Below are 20,525 nucleotides of genomic sequence, written 5' to 3'. Positions count from 1 at the left end.
CGGCGCGGTCGCGTGGAAATTAAGCGCTTACCGATGGTGGAGAACCGTATGTGTAGCATTCGCTCCTTACGCGAGGCTTGACGTCCGGCAAGTTCGGGACCAGAATCGCACAAAGCTGTCTGACAGCCTGACACATTACCCCCATGACAAACCTGCCCCGCCCGGCCTCGCTGGCCAGCCGCATCGCCCAGTCCCTGCACGACGACATCCTCGCCGGCCGTCATGTCGCCGGCGCGCGCCTGCCTGCCGAAGCCAGGCTGGCCGACACCTTCGGCGTCAGCCGGCCGATCGTGCGCGAGGCCATCGCGCAGTTGAAGGCCGACGGCGTGCTGGTGACGCGCAAGGGCTCGGGCGCCTATGTGTCCGAGACGCCGGGCGGCCAGGCCTGGCGCGTGGCCAGCGCACCGGATGGCGGCCCGACGTTGGCGCAGCTGTTCGAACTGCGCCGTGTGGTGGAAACCGCCTGTGCCGAAATGGCGGCGCAGCGGCGCACCGAGGCCGATGTCGATGCCATCCGCACCGCGCTGGCGGCGATGCGGGCGCAGGCCGACGGCCAGGGCGACATGGCCAGCGCCGCCGCGGCCGACATGGCCTTCCACCATGCGGTCGCCGAGGCCGCGCACAACCCCTGCTTCACCGGCCTGACCGATTTCGTCAGCCAGCAGATGCTGGCCGCGCGCCAGCGCGCGTGGGAAAACACCGCGCGACTGGTTGCCAGCACCGGCGCCCCGCGCGCCGCCGACAGCGAACATGCCGCGCTGGCCGAAGCGATTGCCGCCGGCAACGCGGCAGCGGCGCGCGAGGCCGCGCAACAGCACCTGTCCGCCGCGGCCGCCCGCCTGGGCCTGCCGGGCTGAACCCCGAACACAGCAACACTCAAAGGAACGAGCATGGAAAAGGTGGATTGCGTCGTCATCGGCGCCGGCGTGGTGGGACTGGCGGTGGCGCGCGCGCTCGCGTTGCAGGGCCGCGAAGTGATCATCCTGGAGGCCGAGAACGCCTTCGGCACCATCACCAGCGCGCGCAACAGCGAAGTGATCCACGCGGGCATCTACTACCCCGCGGGCTCGCTGAAGGCGCAGCTGTGCGTGCGCGGCAAGGCCATGCTGTATGACTACTGCGCCACGCACCATGTCGCGCACCAGCGCTGTGGCAAGCTGATCGTCGCCACCAGCGAAGCGCAGGTCGCCACGCTGGAAGGCATCCGTGCCAAGGCTGCGGCCAATGGCGTCGATGACCTGCGCCTGCTCAGCCAGGCCGAAGCGCAGGCGCTGGAGCCGCAACTGCAATGCCACGCCGCGCTGCTGTCGCCGTCGACCGGCATCATCGACAGCCATGGCCTGATGACCGCACTGCTGGGCGATGCCGAGAACGCCGGCGCGATGCTGGCGGTGCAGTCACCAGTGCTGGGCGGTGCGGTGACGCCGGAAGGCATCCGACTGGAGGTCGGCAGCGAGGATGGCAGCGCCACCACGCTGCTGGCGCAGACCGTGGTGAACTCGGCCGGCCTGACCGCGCCGGAACTTGCGCGCCGCCTCCACGGCATGCCGGAGGCGCACATCCCGCCGCAGTACTACGCCAAGGGCTGCTATTTCACGCTGGCTGGCCGCGCGCCCTTCTCACGGCTGATCTACCCGGTGCCCGAGGCGGCCGGGCTGGGCGTGCACCTGACGCTCGACATGGGCGGCCAGGCGCGCTTCGGCCCCAACGTGCGCTGGATCAACGAGATCGAATACAGCGTGGACCCGGCCGATGCGGATGGATTCTATGACGAGGTACGCCGCTACTGGCCGGGGCTGGCCGATGGCGCGCTGCAGCCGGGCTACGCCGGGATCCGCCCCAAGATCAGCGGCCCGCATGAAGTGGCGGCGGACTTCCGTATCGATGGCCCGGCGGTGCATGGCGTGCGGGGGCTGGTTCACCTGTTCGGCATCGAGTCGCCGGGGCTGACCTCATCGCTGGCGATCGCCGAGCGGGTCTGCGCGGCGCTGCCCTGAACCGCGCCGGTGCCTATGACTTCGCCGCGAAAGCTCATCGCGGCGCAGAACGCGCCGGCTGCCGCGGCGATAGCGGCAAGGCCGAAGGTATGCTCCGGCGCCAGCGCGTTCCAGGTCCAGCCCATCGCCAGCCCGCCCAGCGTGCCGCCGACGCCGTAGGAAATGCCCGTGTACAGCGCCTGGCCGCGCCCCTGCAACGGCCCGGAAAACCACGCCTGCAGCCGCTTCAGGCTGGCGCTGTGGTGCGCGGCGAAAGTGGCGGCGTGCAGCACCTGCACCAGCGCCATCAGCCACGCGAACTGCGCAAAGTAGCCGGTCAGCCCGAAACGCAGCGCCGCCAGCACGAAGGTACCCGCCAGGATGGTGCGCAGCGCATAGCGCGCGAACAGCAGGCCCTGGTAGTAGAAGAACACGATCTCGGCGACCACGCCGATGGTCCACATCACGCCGATGGCGAACTTGCTGTAGCCGAGCTTCTCCAGCCACAGCGAGTAAAACACGTAGAGCGCGGCGTGCGCGAACATCATCAGGAAGGCTGACGCCAGGAACCACGCCACGTCGGGACGGCGCAGCAGCGGCAACGCGGGCGGCGCCGGTACGCGCGGCCCATCGTCCGTGGCATCGCGCATGGTCAGCACCACGCCGGCCAGGATCGCCAGCAAGGCGCTTGCCACCCACGGGAAGGCGCGCATTCCCACCGCTTCGAACAGCGCCCCGCCCGCCAGCACCGCACCGATAAAGCCGGCCGAGCCGAACATGCGGATGCGGCCGTAGCTGTGGTCGAAGGCGCCGTAGCGGCGCAGCGTGGAAATGGTCAGCGCATCGCCCAGCGGCGACATCGCGCTGGTCAGCAGGCTCAGCGTCAGCATCATCGCCATCATGCCGCCGTAGCTGCCGACGCCGGGCAGCATCAGGAAGGCCAGCAATGAGGTGAACGCGCTGACGCGCAGGATGCGCACGCGCGTGTGCATCACGTCGGACAGCCAGCCCCACAGGTAGGGCCCGACGATGCGGCTGACCTGGAAGCTCGCCATCAGCACGCCGATCTGCACCGGATCGAAGCCGCGTCCGGCGAAATACAGGCTCACGTACGGCGAGATAACGCCGACGTAGCCGTAGTAGCCAAGGTAGAAGAGCCCGAAGCGGGCGTAGTCAGGGCGGCCGGCGCCGGAGGCGCCGCCGCCCGCGGATGGCGCCGTCAAGTCAGCGCGACTGACCGGCCTGCGCCGGAATCTGCGGCGTATCGACCTTTACGTCGCCGCACTGGGCGCGGTGGCGCAGCGCGTGGTCCATCAGCACCAGCGCCAGCATGGCCTCGGCGATCGGCGTGGCGCGGATGCCCACGCAGGGATCGTGGCGGCCGAAGGTCTCGACCGTGGCGGCATTGCCGGCCTTGTCGATCGACTCGCGCGGGGTGCGGATCGAGGAAGTCGGCTTGATCGCCAGCGACACGGTGACGTCCTGGCCAGTCGAGATGCCCCCCAGCACGCCGCCGGAATTGTTGGTGCGGAAACCGTCCGCGGTCAGCTCGTCGCCATGCACGCTGCCGCGCTGGGCCACGCTGTCGAAGCCGGCGCCGATCTCCACGCCCTTGACCGCGTTGATGCCCATCATCGCGTGCGCGATGTCGGCGTCGAGCCTGTCGAACAGCGGCTCGCCCAGGCCGACCGGCACATTGCTGGCCACCACCTCGATGCGCGCACCGACCGAATCGCCGTCGCGGCGCAGCGCGTCCATATAGGTTTCCAGCTCGGGGATGATGTCAGCGTTGGGCGCGAAGAACGGGTTCTCCGGCACGTGCGACCAGTCCTTGAACGGTACCGCGATCTCGCCGAGCTGCGACATGTAGCCCCGGATCTCGGTGCCGTATTTTTCGCGCAGCCACTTCTTGGCCACCGCCGCCGCGGCCACCACCGGCGCGGTCAGGCGCGCCGACGAACGGCCACCGCCGCGGTGGTCGCGGATGCCGTACTTCTGCCAGTAGGTGTAGTCGGCGTGGCCCGGGCGGAAGGTCTCGACGATATTGCCGTAGTCCTTGCTGCGCTGGTCGGTATTGCGGATCAGCAGGCAGATCGGGGTGCCGGTGGTCTTGCCCTCGAACACGCCCGACAGAATCTCGACCTGGTCGGCTTCCTGGCGTTGCGTGACATGGCGCGAGGTGCCGGGCTTGCGGCGGTCCAGGTCGCCCTGGATATCGGCCTCGGTCAGCGCCATGCCCGGTGGGCAGCCGTCCACCACCGCGCCGATGGCGGGCCCATGCGATTCGCCGAAGGTGGTGACAGTGAAGAGCAGGCCAAGGGTGTTGCCGGACATGATGGAAACCGCACAGGAATTGGGGACGGCCTCCATTGTAAGGCCAATGCCCACCCTCGGGCGGCCCGGCGGGCTCAGGCCGCCGCGGTTTCCGGCGCGAAGTCGGGGTAGAACTCCGCCCGCATCCGGTCCATATAGGCCACCAGGTTGGCATGCCCCTCGGCCGCGGTGCGGATCGGGGTGTCGAATACGGGGCACAGCAGGCTGGCGGCGAAGGCGAACAGCGTGGCGTCTGCCCCGCACGGCTTGTCGCCCATCAGGTAGCGCTTGTCGCCCAGGATGTCGGCGATTGAGGTCACGCCCTTGCTGGCCAGCGCGACCAGTTCTTCCTCGCTGTGCCGGCCCAGGCCCTGCCCCCACAGCGTCTTACGCACCTTGTAGCGCACCAGCCGCTCGGCCAGCCCGCGCACCGGCGCCGGCACGCTGCGGAAGAACAGCGCCGGGCCCTTGTCGAAATTGTGCTGGTCGAGCCAGCGCACGCGCGCCACCGCCCAGTACAGGTGGTCTTCCATCAATTTCTCGGCGGCCCAGGCGATGCCGCGCTCGGCCGGGCTCAGGCCGGCATCGAAGTCGATGTGGTAGGTCTTCTCGATATGCCAGCGGATCAGCGTGGAATCCGCCACGATCCGGCCCATGTCGTCCAGATAGGGCAGCTTGCCCTTGGGCGCGTGGCGCAGGCTGCCGCGTCGGGCCTGGTACGGCAGGCCGGCGAGCTTGAGCAGCATCTCGGCCTTGGTGACGAAGGGGCTGGCGTCGGGCAGCCCGAAGGCGGGGCCAAAGGTATAGAGGGTGATCATCGAGGGCTCAGATTCCGCATTCCATCAACTAGCGCCATTCGCCGCGCAGCGTCTGCACCATCTGCTGCAGCCCTTCGGGCGTGGCCGCCTCCGGCGACACCGGCTCGCCCACCACCAGCTCCAGCCGGTTCAGGATGCCGCGCCGGAACGGCCGCGACATCGCCGGCGCGCCCTTGCGCGAGAAGTAGCTGCCCCAGAGCCCGCGCAGCGCCATCGGCACCACCGGCACCGGGGTGCGACGGATGATCTGCTGCACGCCTTGCTTGAACGGGTTGATCTCGCCGGTGGCGGTGATCTTCCCTTCCGGGAAGATGCAGACCAGGTCGCCGTCCTGCAGCGCTTCGGCCACGCTGTCATAGGCGCGCTTGAGCATCTCCGGGTCTTCATGCGCGGGCGCGATCGGGATCGCCTTGGCCTGCCGGAAGAACCACGACAGCAAAGGCACCTTGAAAATGCGGTAATCCATCACGAAGCGCACCGGCCGTGGGCTGCACGCCATCAGCACCACCGCGTCGGCAAAGCTGACATGGTTGCAGACCAGCACGGCCGGCCCGTCCGCGGGGATCCGTTCGGCATTGATGCGGCGCAGGCGATAGACGGTATGGACCAGGATCCAGGCGATAAAGCGCAGCAGGAACTCCGGCACCAGCGAGTAGATATAGACCGCCACCACCGCATTGAGCAGCCCCACCACCAGGAACAGGTGCGGAATGCTGTAGCCGGCCAGCGCCATCGCCACGCCCAGCAGCGACGCCGCGATCATGAAGAAGCTGTTCAGGATATTGTTGGCCGCGATGATGCGCGCGCGGTGCGTGGGCGCGCTGCGACTCTGGATCAGCGCATACAGCGGCACGCTGTAGAAGCCGCCGAACATGGCCAGCAGGAACAGGTCGGCCAGCACGCGCCAGTGGCTCGGCTCGGCCAGGAAGCCGCCGATGCCGCTGAGCGCGGCGGGCGCCTGCCCCTGGCTGGCAAAGTACAGGTCCACCGCGAACACCGTCATGCCGATCGAGCCGAACGGCACCAGCCCGACCTCGACATGGCGCCCCGACAGCCGCTCGCACAGCAGCGAGCCGGTGCCGATGCCCAGCGAGAACACCGCCAGCAGCAGCGTCACCACGTTCTGGTCGCCGCCCAGCACATCCTTGGCGTAGCTGAAGAACGAGGTCAGGAAGGTGGCGCCGAGGAACCACAGCCACGAGATGCCCAGCAGGCTCAGGAACACGGTGCGGTTGCCGCGCGCCAGCATCAGGTTGCGCCAGGTCTCCGAGAACGGGTTCCAGTTGATGCGCAGGTCGGGTTGCGGCGCCGGCGAGACCGGGATCCGGCCCGACACCGCCCGCCCCGCCACCGCGATCGCCACGCATACCGCGCCGACGTACATCGGCCCCACGATCGCGCCGCCCTGCTGCAGCCCGGCCAGCTCGCCGCCAACCAGCGTGCCCAGCAGGATCGCGACAAAGGTGCCCATCTCCACCAGCCCGTTGCCGCCGACCAGTTCGCGCTCGTCCAGGTGCTGCGGCAGGTAGGCGAACTTGACCGGCCCGAACAGCGTGGAATGCAGCCCCATCAGGAAGGTGCCCGCATACAGCAGCGGCGCGCTGTGCCAGGCAAAGCCGGCCAGGCCCAGCACCATGATGGCGATTTCCAGCGACTTGACCAGCCGGATCAGGCGCGATTTTTCCAGCTTGTCGGCGATCTGCCCGCTGGTGGCGGAAAACAGCACGAACGGCGCGATAAAGATGGCCGAGATCAGGAACGCGGCGCTGCGTGCGTCCACGCCCTCGAACAGCGCCGTGTGGTAGGTCACCAGCGAGGTAAAGGCGACCTTGAAGACGTTGTCGTTCATCGCCCCGAGGAACTGGGTCCAGAAGAACGGGGCGAAGCGGCGCGCGCCGAGCAATCGGAACTGGCTGTGTTGGCTCATGGATGGGGGCCGTCCGGTCCGGAGGCCGGGGCGGAAATGGAAATTCCGGCAGTGTGCCGGGGCCGGGGTCCGGCCGCCATCATGCCACCGCCGCGCGGCCGCGCGGCGTCAGTCGAAAGAAATTTCGAAGGAAGCTTCAGCCTGGACCGTCCGGCGCACCGGACGGCGCCGTGGCATTACTCGGCGCGCTCTTCCGGCCAGTCGCGGATATACGCCTTAAGCATCTTGTTCTCGAAGCTCTGGTCCTCGACCACGGCCTTGGCGACGTCGTAAAAGGAGATCACGCCCATCAGCGTGCGGTTGTCGAGCACCGGCATATAGCGGGTGTGACGCGCCAGCATCATGCGGCGCACCTCGTTGACGTCCGTCTCCATGGTGCAGGTCACCGGCGCATCGTCCATCACCTTGCGGATGCTGCTGGTGCCGACGCTGCCATTGTTCTTGGCCAGCGTCTCGATGATCTCGCGGAAGGTCAGCATGCCGACCAGGTCGCCATATTCCATCACCACCAGCGAGCCGATATCGTGCTCGGCCATGGTGTGGACGGCGACCAGCAAGGAGGTGTCAGGCGTCACGGTGAAGAGCGTATTGCCCTTGATCTGGAGGATGTCGCTGACTTTCATGTTGGTCTCCGCTGCCGGTACTGAATTATTCGCTTAGGGCATCGCTCCGACGACGAGGGGCGATGCCGGTCACTTCGTTATCTGTCCATGGGTGTGCGGGCAGAGATGCCCGCGAGTCCCCCGTCTGGCCGATCCTAGCCCAAACCAGCCGGCAAAGTAAAGCAGGAGGCCGGTTTGCGGGCGGCGCGCCACCGTGGGCGGGCGCACGATGCTACGATGCTGGCCGGAGACAACTCAAGGCCGACCGATCATGTCCGGAACCCGATTCGACACGCTGGCCCTGCACGCCGGCGCCGCGCCCGACCCCGCCACCGGGGCCCGCGCCACCCCGATCCACCTGACCACCTCCTTCGTGTTCCGCGACAGCGAGCATGCGGCGTCGCTGTTCAATATGGAGCGCGCGGGCCACGTCTACTCGCGCATCTCCAACCCGACCGTGGCCGTGCTCGAAGAGCGCATCGCCGCGCTGGAGAACGGCGCCGGCGCGATCGCCACCGCTTCCGGCCAGGCCGCGCTGCACCTGGCGGTGGCCACGCTGATGGGTGCCGGCTCGCACGTAGTGGCGTCGTCGGCGCTGTACGGCGGCTCGCACAACCTGCTGCACTACACGCTGCGCCGCTTCGGCATCGAGACCACCTTCGTCAAGGCGCGCGACATCGACGCCTGGCGCGCCGCGATCCGCCCCAATACCCGGCTGCTGTTCGGCGAGACGCTGGGCAACCCGGGGCTGGACGTGCTGGATATCCCCACGCTGGCGCAGCTCGGCCAGGACAACGGCATCCCGCTGCTGGTCGATTCCACCTTCACCACGCCCTACCTGCTGCGCCCGTTCGATCTCGGCGCGGGCCTGCTCTACCACTCGGCCACCAAGTTCCTGGGCGGCCACGGCACCACCATCGGCGGCGTGCTGGTGGAAGGCGGCACCTTCGACTTCGAGGCCTCGGGCCGCTTTCCGGAGCTGTCCGAGCCGTATGAGGGCTTCCACAACATGGTGTTCACCGAGGAAAGCACGGTGGCGCCCTTCCTGCTGCGCGCGCGCCGCGAGGGCCTGCGCGACTTCGGCGCCTGCATGAACCCGATGGCCGCGTGGCAGCTGCTGCAGGGCGTGGAGACCCTGCCGCTGCGCATGAGCCGCCATGTCGACAACACCCGCAAGGTGGTGCAGTTCCTGGCATCGCATCCGATGGTGGAGTCGGTGTCCTATCCCGAGCTGGAATCGCACCCCGACTACGAACTGGCCAAGCGTCTGCTGCCGCGCGGCTGCGGCGCGGTGTTCAGCTTCAACCTCAAGGGCAACCGCGTCGCCGGCCAGCGCTTTATCGAGAACATGTCGCTGTTCTCGCACCTGGCCAACGTGGGCGACGCGCGCTCCCTGGTGATCCACCCGGCTTCGACCACGCACTTCCGCATGGATGCGGCGGCACTGCAGTCCGCCGGCATCACCGAGGGCACGATCCGGCTGTCGATCGGCCTGGAAGACCCGGACGACCTGGTCGACGATCTCAAGCGCGGCCTGAAGGCGGCGGAGAAAGCAATGAGCGGCAAGGGGGGGCAAGCCTGATGGAACTCAACGTTGCAGGCCAGCCGGCCTACGCCTATACCGGCGGCAAACCGTTCGATCCCGCCCTGCCCTGCGCCGTGTTCGTGCACGGCGCGCAGAACGACCACAGCGTGTGGGCGCTGCAGACGCGCTGGTTCGCCAACCACGGCTTCTCGGTGCTGGCGGTGGACCTGCCCGGGCATAACCGCAGCAAGGGCGCGCCGCTGGCCACGGTCGAGGCCATGGCCGACTGGGTCATGGCGCTGGTCGCCGCCGCCGGCGTCAAGGCGCCGGCCTTCGTGTTCGGCCACAGCATGGGCTCGCTGATCGCGCTGGAATGCGCGGCGCGCCATCCGCTGGCGGTGCGCGGCATTGGCCTGCTGGCCACCGCCTACCCGATGAAGGTTTCGGATGCACTGCTCGACGCCTCGCTCAACCGCGAGGACGAAGCCATTGCAATGGTCAACACCTGGTCGCATTCGAGCCTGGCCAACAAGCCCTCCTCGCCCGGCCCGGGCGCGTGGATGCAAGGCGGCAGCCAGCGGCTGATGGAGCGCGTGGCGCGCAACAACCCGCAGGCGCATGTGTTCCACAACGATTTCTCGGCGTGTAATGCCTACGCCCATGGCGAAGAGGCAGCGGCCGCGGTGGCCTGCCCGGCGCTGTTCATCACCGGCAGCAAGGACATGATGACCTCGCCCAAGGCGGCGCAGGCGCTGGCTGGCAAGATGGCGAAGGCCGGCCTGGTGTCGGTGCCGTGCGGCCACGCGATGATGGGCGAGCGGCCCGACGAGGTGCTGGACGCGCTGGCGGCCTTCGCGCGCAAGGTGGTCGCCGCGGGCTGATGCAGCCCGGATGGCTGGCCGGCCCCGCCGGCAGCCATCCTCCCGCACACCGGCAGAAGGTCTACACTGCACAAAACAAGACCCGCCGGAGACAGCCATGGCCCACGCCCGCGCGCGCGAGTTCGAGAACTTCGCGGCCTTCTATCCCTACTACCTGGGCGAGCACCAGAACCGCACCTGCCGGCGGCTGCATTTCGTCGGCTCGACGGTGGCGCTGCTGTGCCTGGTGGCGCTGGTGGTCACCGGCAATGCCTGGTGGCTGCTGGGGGCGGCGGTGGCGGGCTACGCCTTTGCCTGGGTCGGCCACTTCGGCTTCGAGAAGAACCGGCCGGCCACCTTCCGCCATCCGCTCTACAGCCTGATGGGCGACTGGGTGATGTATGCCGATATCTGGCGCGGCAAGATCGCGTTCTGAAGGGCCGCGCCGGCGGCCGGGCGTCAGACCTGCCCGTGCCACCCAGGCGGCACCACCTCCAGCGTACGCCGCTGCGGCGCGGCGCCGGTCTCTTCCGTTCCACGCCCGGGCCCGTCGGCCGGTGGCTGGCCAAACACAGCCTCCAGCGACTGGTCGAGCTGCGGATTGTCCAGGATCGACTTGAGCCCCTCGGCCCCGCGCAGGTGCTGCGCCAGCGCCGTGCGCGGGAGCCGCGGCAGGTTCATCACCAGCCGGTCGTGCAGCATGCGCAGCGTCACCTGCGCGGGATCGCATAGCAGTGCCCAGTGGGCCTGCCCGCGCTCCTGCTGCAGCCGCCCGACCAGGTGCATGGCCTTGAGCTTGCCCAGCAGCCCCGCCAGGTAGTCGGCTTCGACCCGCAGCTTGCGGCTCAGGTCCAATTCGCCGATGCTGCGCGGCACCTCGTCGCGGGCGCGGTAGAGCAGCAGCAGCACGCCCAGCGCGTCGAAGAACTCGCTGCCGGCAAAGGTGCGGCGCCGCCAGTAGCCCTGCCGGATCACCGGCAGGTTGGCCGCGATGGTGGCCCCCAGCAGCGTCACCAGCCAGCTCAGGTAGATCCACAGCAGGAAGATCGGCAGGGCCGCAAAGGTGCCATAGACCGCGGTGTAGGCCGGGATATGCGTGATGAAGTAGCCGAAGCCGCGCTTGGCGAACTCGAACGCGATCGCTGCCACCACGCCGGCCACGATGGCGTCGCGCCACTCCACGTAGGCATTGGGCACCGCCGTGTACAGGAAGGCGAAGGCCAGCGCCGACAGCACCACCGGCGTAGCACTGACCAGCAGCCCGACGCCGAGCGGCATGGTGCCGACATAGCCGGCCGAGATCGAGATCAGGTAAGAGCTGATCGACAGGCTCGCGCCGATCAGCACCGGTCCGAAGGTCAGCACCGCCCAGAACACCAGCACCCGCTGCGCCAGCGGGCGGCGCTGCTTGACACGCCAGATCGCGTTGAGCGCATCTTCCACCGTCAGCATGGTCAGCACCGACGTGACCATCAGGCCGGCCAGGCCCATCGCGGTCAGCCCGCGCGCGCTCTTGGCGAACATGCCGATGTAGCGCTGGATCGATTCGCTGACGTTGCCGGGGATCAGGTTCTGGAACAGGAACGCCTCGATGGCGTTGCGGAAATCGCGGAAAACGGGGAACGCGGCCAGCAGCGCAAAGGCCACCGTCAGCACCGGCACCACGGCCAACACGGTGGTAAACGTCAGGCTCGCCGACACCTGTGGCAGCCGGTCTTCACCGGCGCGGCGCAGTGCATAGCGCGCCAGGGCGCGCACCTTCTGCAGGTTCCATTCCCTGCGCAGGCGGGCAACGCGGGGTCCAATCATGCGGCAGCAATCTCCTTGTCAGATGTATCGGTCAAATGGGAATATACCCCGGCTGGACGGGCGGGCAGGCAAGCGTACGCGGGGGCGCATCTATAATACGCGCATTGTTTCCGGCACCTCGGACACATATCCGACCGCCATCCCGATGCCTTTCCGGCGCCACGCCTCCACCGCCGGCCATCCCGCTCCATGACCGACATCCTCGTCCTGTACTACAGCCGCCACGGCAGCACCCGCAAACTTGCCGAACTGATCGCCACCGGCATCGACAGCGTCCCCGGCGCCCAGGCCCGGCTGCGCACGGTGCCGCCCGTCTCCACCGTGTGCGAGGCCACCGCGCCCGACATCCCGGCAGACGGCCCCCCCTATGCCGAGCTGCGCGACCTGGAGGAATGCGCCGGCCTGGCGCTGGGCAGCCCCACCCGCTTTGGCAACATGGCCGCGCCGATGAAGTACTTCCTCGACGGCACCGTGGCGCAGTGGCTATCGGGCGCGCTGACGGGCAAGCCCGCCTGCGTGTTCACGGCCACCGGCAGCCTGCACGGCGGCCAGGAGACCACGCTGCTGTCGATGATGCTGCCGCTGCTGCACCACGGCATGCTGATCATGGGCCTGCCCTATTCCGAGAAGGGCCTGATGACCACCGCCTCGGGCGGCACGCCCTACGGCCCCAGCCACCATGCCCATGCCGACAACCGCGGCCCGGTGACGGAAGACGAATCGGCGCTGGCGCTCGCCATGGGCCGGCGCCTGGCGCGCGTCGCGCTGCGCCTGGACGGAGCCGGCGCATGAGTGCGGCCACCGACAGCCCGGCCACCGACAGCGACCAGGCCCTGCACAGCCCCGGGCTGTACCGTCTCAGCGTGGGCAGCCTGATTGCGCTGATGCTGCTGTGCATCGCCTGGGAATGGTTCCTCGCGCCGCTGCGCCCCGGCGGCTCGTGGCTGATCATCAAGTTCCTGCCGCTGCTGCTGCCGCTGCGCGGCGTGCTCTCGCGCAACCGCTACACCATGCAGTGGTCGTCGATGCTGATCCTGCTGTTCTTCACCGAAGGCATCGTGCGCGCCACCAGCGACCGCGCGCCCTCCTCCACGCTGGCATGGGTGGAGGTAGCGCTGACGCTGGTGTTCTTCGTCAGCACCATCCTGTACCTGCGGCCGTACAAGCGCCGCGCCCGCGCGGCCACCAAGGCCGCCGCGCGCAAGCCCTGATACCCGAACCCGAAGCCATGACCGCGACCCAAGACTCCTTCCTCGCCCTGTGCCGCGCCGCGCTGGGTTCCCAGCACGTGCTGACCGACGCCGCCGACAAGGCGCCGTACCTGACCGACTGGCGCAAGCGCTATACCGGCGAGGCGCTGGCGGTGCTGCGCCCCGGCACCACCGAGGAAGTTGCGGAAGCCGTCCATGCCTGCCATGCGCACAAGATCGCGGTGGTGCCGCAAGGCGGCAATACCGGCCTGTGCGGCGGTGCCACACCGGCGGCCGGGCAGGAGTCGGTGGTGATCTCGCTGCAGCGGCTGAACCGCATCCGCCAGGTCGACCCGCTCAACAACACCATCACCGTCGAGGCCGGCGTGGTGCTGCAGCACCTGCAGGACGTGGCGCGCGAGCATGGCCGGCTGTTCCCGCTGAGCCTGGCGGCCGAAGGCAGCTGCACCATCGGCGGCAACCTGTCGACCAACGCCGGCGGCACGGCGGTGCTGCGTTACGGCAATACGCGCGAGCTGTGCCTGGGGCTGGAAGTGGTGACACCGTCGGGCGAGATCTGGCACGGCCTGCGCGGGCTGCGCAAGGACAACACCGGCTACGACCTGCGCGATCTATTCATCGGCGCTGAAGGCACGCTGGGCATCATTACCGCGGCGGTGATGAAGCTGTTCCCGCTGCCGCGCGCCTCGGTCACCGCGCTGGCCGCAGTGCAGAGCCCGCGCGCCGCGCTGGCGCTGCTGGCGATCGCGCAGTCGCACGCGGGCGCGATGCTGACCGGCTTCGAGCTGATGTCGGCGCTCAGCATGACGCTAGTGACGCGGCACTTCCCGCAACTGCGCTACCCGTTCGCCGACATCCACCCACAGCTGGTGCTGCTGGAGCTGTCCGACAGCGAAAGCGAAGCTCACGCGCGCGGCACCTTCGAGACGCTGATGACGGCCGCCTTCGAGGCCGGCGTGGTCGCCGACGCCGTGGTCGCTGAATCCGTGCAGCAGTCGCGCGATTTCTGGAACCTGCGCGAGCATATCCCGCTGGCGCAGGTGGAAGACGGCAAGAACATCAAGCACGATATCGCCGTGCCGGTGTCGCGCGTGGCGGACTTTATCGAGACCACCGACGCGCTGCTGCAGAACGCCTTCCCCGGCGCGCGCATGGTCACCTTCGGCCATCTCGGCGACGGCAACCTGCACTACAACGTGTCGCCGCCGGAAGGCGTCGACCATGACGCCTTCCTGGCCAACCAGGAGCAGGTTAACCGCATCGTCCACGACAGCGTGCGCTCGCACAACGGCTCGATCTCGGCCGAGCATGGCCTGGGCCAGCTCAAGCGCGAGGAGATCCGCCACTACAAGAGCGAGGTCGAGCTGCGCATGATGCGCGCGATCAAGGGGGCGCTGGATCCGCTGGGGCTGATGAACCCAGGCAAGGTGGTCTGAGCGCAGCCTTCATCGCTGCTGCGCCAGCTCGCCGCGGATATACGCCGGCGCCGCGCCGGCCGGTTCGGTCAGCGTATAGGGAAGCGCCATCATCAGAACTTGTGCTGGATGCCGATGCCGACCGTGGTCACGGTGTCACCGGGCTTGTTCGAGTTCGGGTCCTCGCGGTCGAAGAACACGTAGGGCATGGTGCGCTTGCTCAGGCTGTAGGCATAGCCGGCCTGCACCTTCTTGAGCCGGCCCTGCGGGTCGCGCTGCACCGCGCGTTCCATGTAGTTGACGGTCAGGCTGTGCGGGCCGTACGGCACGGTGAAGCCGACCAGCCAGTACGGCACGTCGGTCCTGCTCGCAGCCGTGGCGACGTAGCGGTCGCGGCCGTAGATGCCGTAGACATTGACTACGGTGAAGTTGTAGGAGGCCGCTGCCTGCACCTTGTCGCGAAAGTCGTTGGCCACCAGCCCGCCGGTCTTGGCATCGCGCGAATAGCCCAGGCCCGCTGCGAAATTGCCCGCGGCGTAGTTCAGCCCGACGTCGTACCGGCGGAAATCGTCTTCCGCCTTGACCGGTGAATTCACGTTGGGCGTAGCCGGGTCCGGCCCCGCGAGGTTCACGCGCGCCCGCGCCGAAAAGCCGCCGAACTCCGGCGTCGTATAGCCGACCGCGTTCGAGACCCGATTGCACGAATTCAGCACCTTGGTGCCGATCGCGGTCGCCCCGGCATCGTGGATGACGAAGTCCACGTTCTGCGTAACCTGAGAATAGATCGGCGAACCCACGATCGTGGCCGAGTCCAGCCGCCCCAGCGCGATCGCGCCGAAGCCGCCGGCCAGTCCGACGAAGGCGTTGCGGAACTGCGGATTGGTGGGCGCACCGCTGTCGACGGAGAAGCCCTGCTCCAGCCCGAACGCGGCGCGCAGGCCGCCGCCCAGGTCTTCGCTGCCGCGCAGGCCCCAGCGCGAAGCGTTGTCGGTCAGCTGCGTGGCCGCGCCGCCCGGGCCCTTCTGGTACTCGACATCGGTGTCGATGCGGCCGTACAGCGTCACCGACGCGCATCGATCCTTTTGTTCAGAAATGTCCCATCGCGGATTGTAGCGGTCGCTGCAGGCATTGGGGCTGGACCGGTCACCGGCCATGAATTCCAGGAATGACACGGAAAAAGTTGAATTGGACAGGCAGGCCGCGCAGGTGCGAGCATCGGTGCCGGACCGCTGCCCCTTGACCGGTGCTGCCCCTGCCGAACCCAGGCTTCGGCATTCCCGAATACAAAAGACGCAATACGCGGGACCATACCTGCAGGCAGGCGCTCCATCCGCCTGCCTGCACAACCGACAAGAACCGGAGACAACGTTGTACCTGACCAGAGCCCTGCACCGCTCCCTGCAGCAACAGCCCGACCAAGTCGTCACCATCTTCCGCGGCCGGCACCGCACCTACCGCGAGTTCTGCGACCGCGTGGCGCGCCTGGCAGGCGCGCTGCAGCAACTCGGCATGCAGCCGGGCGACCGCGTCGGCATCCTCGCACTGAACTCGGACCGCTACCTCGAATATGCGATGGCGGCGTGGTGGGGCGGCGGCGTGCTCAACCCGGTCAATGTGCGCTGGAGCGTCCCGGAAGTGGTCTATTCGATGGATGACTGTGACACCGGCATCCTGGTCGTCGACGACCAGTTCCTGCCGATGGCCGAAGGCATCCGCGCCGCGGCAAAACGCGCGCCCGTGCTGATCCACGCTGGCGACGGCGAGGCACCCGCGGGCATGCTGTCGTTCGAGCGCCTGGTCGCGGAATCCGCGCCAGTCGCCGATGCGCAACGCGGTGGCGACGACCTTGCCATCATCATGTACACCGGCGGCACCACTGGCTTCCCGAAGGGCGTGATGCAGACCCACGGCACGCTGTGGTGCGGCTGCCTGCAGCGCATGGCCGATACCCCGCCGGTGCGCGGCGGCCGGATCCTGCATATCAACCCGTTCTTCCATATCGCGTCGATGTCGCGCGTGCTGAACCAGTTCCTCGCGGGCGAGGTCCACGTGATCGTGCCGGCCTTCGAGCCGCGCGAACTGCTCGAGACCATCGAGCGCGAGCGCATCACCGAACTGGCACTGGTGCCGACCATGATCCAGATGCTGATCAGCCACCCTGAGTTCGCGGCGCGCGACCTCGGCAGCGTGCGGCGGCTGGGCTACGGCGCCTCGGCGATCAGCGCGGCCGTGCTCGAGCAGGCCATGGAAAAGCTGCCCGGCGTGGAGTTTGCCCACTCCTACGGCATGACGGAATCGATGATCGTCACCACCAACCCGCCCAAGAACCACGGCGCGGCGGCACGGGCGCAAGGGCTGCACCTGTCGGCCGGCTGCGCCGGGATCGGCATCGAGGTGAAGATCGTCGACCCCGACGGCAACGAGGTGCCGCGCGGCACCGTGGGCGAGATCCTGGTGCGCAGCGCCGGCGTCACGCCGGGCTACTGGAACCGCCCCGAAGACACCGCCAGGACCCTGCAGGACGGCTGGCTCCACACCGGCGACGGCGCCTACATGAACGAGCAGGGCTATATCTTCATCGTCGACCGGATCAAGGACATGATCGTCAGCGGCGGCGAGAACGTCTATTCGGCCGAAGTGGAGAACGTGGTCGGACGCCACCCTGCCGTGGCCATGAGCGCGGTGATCGGCGTGCCGCACGATAAATGGGGCGAGGCCGTGCATGCCGTGGTGGTGCTCAAGCCCGGCATGCAGGCCAGCGAGGACGAGATCCGCGAGCACTGCCGCCCTCATATTGCCGCGTACAAATGCCCGAAGACGGTCGAGTTCCGGCAGGCGCTGCCGCTGTCGGGCGCCGGCAAGATCCTCAAGCGCGACTTGCGCGCACCGCACTGGCAAGGCAGGTCGCGCGCGGTGAACTGAGCGCCGGCCACGGCCCGGCGTCAAGGGGCACAGCGGTGCCGGCGTGCGCCTTGACACGCCGGTACCGCCTCTCTACGCTGCTGGCCAGACCAACGCGCACAGGTAACGGAAATGGATGCCCGACTCAGGCAGGCGGTTGCCGTGGGCAGGTTCGGCTCGTTCTCGAAAGCGGCCGAAGCCGTTGGCGTGACGCAATCAGCGGTCACCAAGAGCGTTGCAGATCTCGAGCGCCAGCTCGGCTACCCGATCTTCCACCGCACGTCCCGCGGTGTGGTCCCGACCGACGAGGGCCGCGTCTTCCTCGAACGGGCCCTGCGGCTGCTGACCGATGCGGCCGAATTGCTGGGGCCGTCGCGGCTTTCCGATCCCTACGCCGGCATCCTGCGCGTCGGCGTGTTCCCCGGACGGCTCGAGTGGCTGCTGGCGCAACCGCTGGGCACGCTGCTCAGCCAGCATCCGTCGATCCGGCTCGACGTCACCAGCGGCACCAGCGAGCAGGGATTGCGCATGCTCGAGCATGGCGACGTGGATATCGCGGTTGGCCTGGCGAGCGCGTTCGAAGGCAAGGCGCAATTCCGGTGCCAGCGCATCATGACGATCCATCCCTGCGCGTTCGTGCGCATCGGCCATCCGGCACTCACGACCGGCAGCGCGCCCGCACCCCGGCTGCAAGGCTATCCGATCATCCTGCCGTCGGAAATATGGCAAGGCTCGACACTCGCGCTGCTATCCGACTCCTACGGCGTCGACGAGGCTGGCTGGTTCCACAAGATCGAGAATTTCGCGCTGGCATGCAAGGTCGTGGAAAGCACCGACGCGGTCGGCGTGGTGGATGGCACCGTTGCCGACACCCCTCATTTCCGCGAGCGCTTCCGCAAGCTGGACGGCTTGCGGCTGCCGGCGACGCCGGTCTGCTGCGCCACGCGCGAGTCCTGGACACCGAAGCCCGCCGCGGCTGAACTGGCCACGTTGCTGGCGCAGACGCATGGTGGCGAGGGCGCCGGCCCGGATCCACGCGACCGCATGGGCGCGCCGGGCCTCTGAGAAGAAAGCGGGCAGATAGCGCTGCCGGCGCCGCCTTACATCTGCACGCGGCTGCGCTTGAGCTGGAACGCCACGGTCACCCTGTCGGGTTTTATGTCCGCACATAGCGAACAGCAGGAAACGGTATGTCAACTGCGGCAGCCGCGTTGGTTTGCGAGAATTCCTGCCCACCCTGTATGGGTGGGTCGACAGATTCGGCTTGTGCCCACCCCCGTACAGCCCATTATTATGTACGCACATACCAGTCGGGGGAGCCGGCATCGCGAGGCGCCGGGGCTTTTGTCGACCAGATCGAGGCCATGCCCGCCGCCGCGATGTATCCGGGCATCCACGCATTCATGGCGGGCGCTTGCGCCTGAGCCCGCCGTCCATGGAGTCAAGCATGCAGTCTTCCCTTCCATCCGGCGGCGCACTCGCCGGCCTGCGCGTGGTCGACCTCACCCAGATGCTGGCCGCCCCCTTCTGCACGTCATCCATGGCTCCATTTGATGTACCTGGGAAATAAAACATGAGTATCAATGGCAAGGCCTATATCGTCGGCGCCTACGAGCACCCGACCCGCAAGGCACCGGACAAGACCGTGGCGCAACTGCACGCCGAATGCGCCAAAGGCGCGCTCGACGACGCCGGCCTCACGCTGGCCCACGTGGATGGCTATTTCTGCGCCGGCGACGCGCCCGGGCTCGGTGCGGTCAACATGGTCGACTATCTCGGCCTCAAGGTGCGCCATGTCGACTCCACCGATACCGGCGGCTCCGCCTACCTCGTCCACGTCTCGCACGCGGCGCAGGCCATTGCGGCCGGCAAGTGCAATGTCGCCCTGATCACGCTGGCGGGCCGTCCGCGCTCCGAAGGCTCCAGCGGCACGCAGGCGCGCAACTGGGGCGCCAACCTGCCCGACGCGCCGTTCGAAAGCCCCTTCAGTCCCGTGACCGTCAACCTGTACGCGATGGCGGCCATGCGCCATATGCACGAGTACGGCACCACCGCCGAGCAGCTGGCGTGGATCAAGGTGGCCGCCTCGCATCATGCCCAGCACAATCCGAATGCCATGCTGCGCGATGTGGTGACGGTGCAGGACGTGCTGGACTCGCCGATGATCTCCGATCCCCTGCACAAGCTCGACTGCTGCGTGGTCTCGGACGGCGGCGGCGCGCTGATCGTCGCGCGCCCCGAGATCGCGGCTACGCTCAGGCGCCCGAAGGTGAAGATCCTCGGCGCCGGCGAGTACATCAAGGGCCAGCTCGGCGGCGAGGTTGACCTGACGTGGTCGGGCGCAAGGTTCTCCGGGGCGGCGGCCTTCGCCGAAGCCGGCGTCACGCCGGCCGACGTCAAGTACGCCTCGATCTACGACAGCTTCACCATCACCGTGCTGATGCAGCTTGAAGACCTCGGCTTCTGCAAAAAGGGCGAAGGCGGCAGATTCGTGGCGGACGGCAACCTGATCTCCGGCGTCGGCAAGCTGCCGTTCAATACCGATGGCGGCGGCCTGTGCAACAACCATCCGGCCAACCGCGGCGGCATCACCAAGGTCATCGAGGCGGTACGCCAGTTGCGCGGCGAAGCGCATCCCGCCGTACAGGTCAAGAACTGCGACCTCGCCCTTGCGCAAGGCACCGGCGGCTATCTCGGCTCGCGCCACGGCAGTGCCACCCTGATCCTGGAACGGGAGCAATGACATGACGACCCCTCACATCCCCACCTTGTACAAGGCCCCGGACGAGCAGCCGGACAACGCCACATTCTGGCAAGCCGCCCGCGAGGGCCGTCTGCTGGTGAAGGTCTGCGAGTCGTGCGGCAAGCCTCACTGGTATCCGCGCGTGCTCTGCCCGTTCTGCATGGGCAACACCACGTGGAAAGAGGCCAGCGGGCGCGGCACCATCTATTCGTTCAGCGTGACGCGCCGCGCCGGCCCGAATCCGTTCTGCATTGCCTATGTGAAGCTCGACGAGGGCGTGTCGATGATGACCCATATCGTCGATTGCGACCTCGATACCGTGCGCATCGGCCAGAAGGTCCAGGTGAGATTTTCGCCCACCGACGGCGGGCCGCCGGTGCCGACCTTCACGCTCGACGGCGTCGTAGCACGCCAATGATCGCATC

20 protein-coding genes are annotated in these 20,525 nt (G+C 68.0%); 13 read left to right on the top strand and 7 right to left on the bottom strand.

Annotation, left to right across the window (positions count from 1 at the left end):
* Positions 1-143: 143 nt before the first annotated feature.
* The gene (locus ABNX08_RS06605; protein WP_022534383.1) at positions 144-857 is read left to right on the top strand and encodes a FadR/GntR family transcriptional regulator; all 714 of its coding nucleotides are present in this window, start codon (positions 144-146) and stop codon (positions 855-857) included.
* Positions 858-890: 33 nt separating this feature from the next.
* Entirely contained in the window at positions 891-1,997 is a 1,107-nt protein-coding gene (locus ABNX08_RS06600; RefSeq protein ID WP_349609288.1) for an NAD(P)/FAD-dependent oxidoreductase, read from the top strand.
* On the opposite strand, the gene ABNX08_RS06595 is transcribed toward ABNX08_RS06600, so the two are convergent.
* The 5 genes from ABNX08_RS06595 to ABNX08_RS06575 all read right to left on the bottom strand — a co-directional run bounded on the left by ABNX08_RS06595 (position 1,919) and on the right by ABNX08_RS06575 (position 7,657).
* The gene (locus ABNX08_RS06595; protein WP_349609290.1) at positions 1,919-3,199 is read right to left on the bottom strand and encodes an MFS transporter; all 1,281 of its coding nucleotides are present in this window, start codon (positions 3,197-3,199) and stop codon (positions 1,919-1,921) included. The genes ABNX08_RS06600 and ABNX08_RS06595 overlap by 79 nt on opposite strands.
* Before the next feature lies 1 nt (position 3,200).
* The gene (aroC, locus tag ABNX08_RS06590) at positions 3,201-4,310 is read right to left on the bottom strand and encodes a chorismate synthase (RefSeq protein WP_022534380.1); all 1,110 of its coding nucleotides are present in this window, start codon (positions 4,308-4,310) and stop codon (positions 3,201-3,203) included.
* A gap of 74 nt (positions 4,311-4,384) precedes the next feature.
* Positions 4,385-5,107 carry a glutathione S-transferase C-terminal domain-containing protein gene (locus tag ABNX08_RS06585; RefSeq protein WP_022534379.1) on the bottom strand — a complete coding sequence of 241 codons (723 nt, stop codon included), beginning with the start codon at positions 5,105-5,107 and terminating at the stop codon, positions 4,385-4,387.
* A gap of 28 nt (positions 5,108-5,135) precedes the next feature.
* Positions 5,136-7,034 carry an MFS transporter gene (locus ABNX08_RS06580; RefSeq protein ID WP_022534378.1) on the bottom strand — a complete coding sequence of 633 codons (1,899 nt, stop codon included), beginning with the start codon at positions 7,032-7,034 and terminating at the stop codon, positions 5,136-5,138.
* Positions 7,035-7,210: 176 nt separating this feature from the next.
* Positions 7,211-7,657, bottom strand: coding sequence for a CBS domain-containing protein (locus tag ABNX08_RS06575; protein WP_022534377.1), 447 nt, complete (start codon positions 7,655-7,657; stop codon positions 7,211-7,213).
* A gap of 250 nt (positions 7,658-7,907) precedes the next feature.
* On the opposite strand from ABNX08_RS06575, the gene ABNX08_RS06570 reads away from it, so the two are divergent.
* The 3 genes from ABNX08_RS06570 to ABNX08_RS06560 all read left to right on the top strand — a co-directional run bounded on the left by ABNX08_RS06570 (position 7,908) and on the right by ABNX08_RS06560 (position 10,457).
* On the top strand, positions 7,908-9,218 hold the full coding sequence (locus tag ABNX08_RS06570; RefSeq protein ID WP_349609293.1) for an O-acetylhomoserine aminocarboxypropyltransferase: 1,311 nt from the start codon (positions 7,908-7,910) through the stop codon (positions 9,216-9,218).
* Positions 9,218-10,042, top strand: a complete 825-nt coding sequence (locus ABNX08_RS06565) for an alpha/beta fold hydrolase (protein WP_022534375.1) — start codon at positions 9,218-9,220, stop codon at positions 10,040-10,042. The genes ABNX08_RS06570 and ABNX08_RS06565 overlap by 1 nt, the downstream gene beginning before the upstream one ends.
* Before the next feature lie 97 nt (positions 10,043-10,139).
* Complete coding sequence (locus ABNX08_RS06560; protein ID WP_022534374.1) at positions 10,140-10,457, top strand: Mpo1-like protein; 318 nt, start codon at positions 10,140-10,142, stop codon at positions 10,455-10,457.
* Between the two features lie 23 nt (positions 10,458-10,480).
* Here ABNX08_RS06560 and ABNX08_RS06555 read toward each other — a convergent pair whose 3' ends face one another.
* Positions 10,481-11,830, bottom strand: a complete 1,350-nt coding sequence (locus ABNX08_RS06555) for a YihY family inner membrane protein (protein ID WP_022534373.1) — start codon at positions 11,828-11,830, stop codon at positions 10,481-10,483.
* Between the two features lie 189 nt (positions 11,831-12,019).
* Between ABNX08_RS06555 and wrbA the strand changes: the two genes are divergently transcribed.
* The 3 genes from wrbA to ABNX08_RS06540 are packed head-to-tail and all read left to right on the top strand — an operon-like array spanning position 12,020 to position 14,477.
* Positions 12,020-12,622, top strand: a complete 603-nt coding sequence (gene wrbA, locus ABNX08_RS06550; protein WP_022534372.1) for an NAD(P)H:quinone oxidoreductase — start codon at positions 12,020-12,022, stop codon at positions 12,620-12,622.
* On the top strand, positions 12,619-13,041 hold the full coding sequence (locus tag ABNX08_RS06545) for a DUF2069 domain-containing protein (protein WP_022534371.1): 423 nt from the start codon (positions 12,619-12,621) through the stop codon (positions 13,039-13,041). Before wrbA ends, ABNX08_RS06545 begins: the two co-directional genes overlap by 4 nt.
* Positions 13,042-13,058: 17 nt before the next feature.
* Positions 13,059-14,477 carry an FAD-binding oxidoreductase gene (locus ABNX08_RS06540; RefSeq protein ID WP_022534370.1) on the top strand — a complete coding sequence of 473 codons (1,419 nt, stop codon included), beginning with the start codon at positions 13,059-13,061 and terminating at the stop codon, positions 14,475-14,477.
* A 92-nt stretch (positions 14,478-14,569) separates the two neighbouring features.
* On the opposite strand, the gene ABNX08_RS06535 is transcribed toward ABNX08_RS06540, so the two are convergent.
* Positions 14,570-15,520, bottom strand: coding sequence for a porin (locus tag ABNX08_RS06535; protein WP_022534369.1), 951 nt, complete (start codon positions 15,518-15,520; stop codon positions 14,570-14,572).
* Positions 15,521-15,824: 304 nt separating this feature from the next.
* Here ABNX08_RS06535 and ABNX08_RS06530 point away from each other — a divergent pair, with 304 nt between their 5' ends.
* From ABNX08_RS06530 to ABNX08_RS06510, 5 genes are all read left to right on the top strand, one after another.
* Positions 15,825-17,378: a long-chain fatty acid--CoA ligase gene (locus tag ABNX08_RS06530; protein ID WP_349609298.1), complete on the top strand. Its 1,554-nt coding sequence runs from the start codon at positions 15,825-15,827 to the stop codon at positions 17,376-17,378.
* A 111-nt stretch (positions 17,379-17,489) separates the two neighbouring features.
* Entirely contained in the window at positions 17,490-18,422 is a 933-nt protein-coding gene (locus tag ABNX08_RS06525; protein WP_022534367.1) for a LysR family transcriptional regulator, read from the top strand.
* Positions 18,423-18,804: 382 nt separating this feature from the next.
* Positions 18,805-18,927: a hypothetical protein gene (locus ABNX08_RS06520; RefSeq protein WP_349609300.1), complete on the top strand. Its 123-nt coding sequence runs from the start codon at positions 18,805-18,807 to the stop codon at positions 18,925-18,927.
* 3 nt (positions 18,928-18,930) lie between these two features.
* Positions 18,931-20,100, top strand: a complete 1,170-nt coding sequence (locus ABNX08_RS06515; protein WP_022534365.1) for a thiolase domain-containing protein — start codon at positions 18,931-18,933, stop codon at positions 20,098-20,100.
* 1 nt (position 20,101) lies between these two features.
* Positions 20,102-20,518 (top strand): Zn-ribbon domain-containing OB-fold protein, encoded by a 417-nt coding sequence (locus ABNX08_RS06510; RefSeq protein WP_022534364.1) that lies wholly within the window; start codon positions 20,102-20,104, stop codon positions 20,516-20,518.
* Positions 20,519-20,525: the final 7 nt, after the last annotated feature.

Origin of the sequence: Cupriavidus sp. DF5525 (assembly GCF_040149425.2) — a bacterium.
GTDB lineage: Bacteria > Pseudomonadota > Gammaproteobacteria > Burkholderiales > Burkholderiaceae > Cupriavidus > Cupriavidus pickettii_A.
Note: the sequence above shows the minus strand (reverse complement) of the source record. Positions and strands in the feature narration are given on the sequence as shown.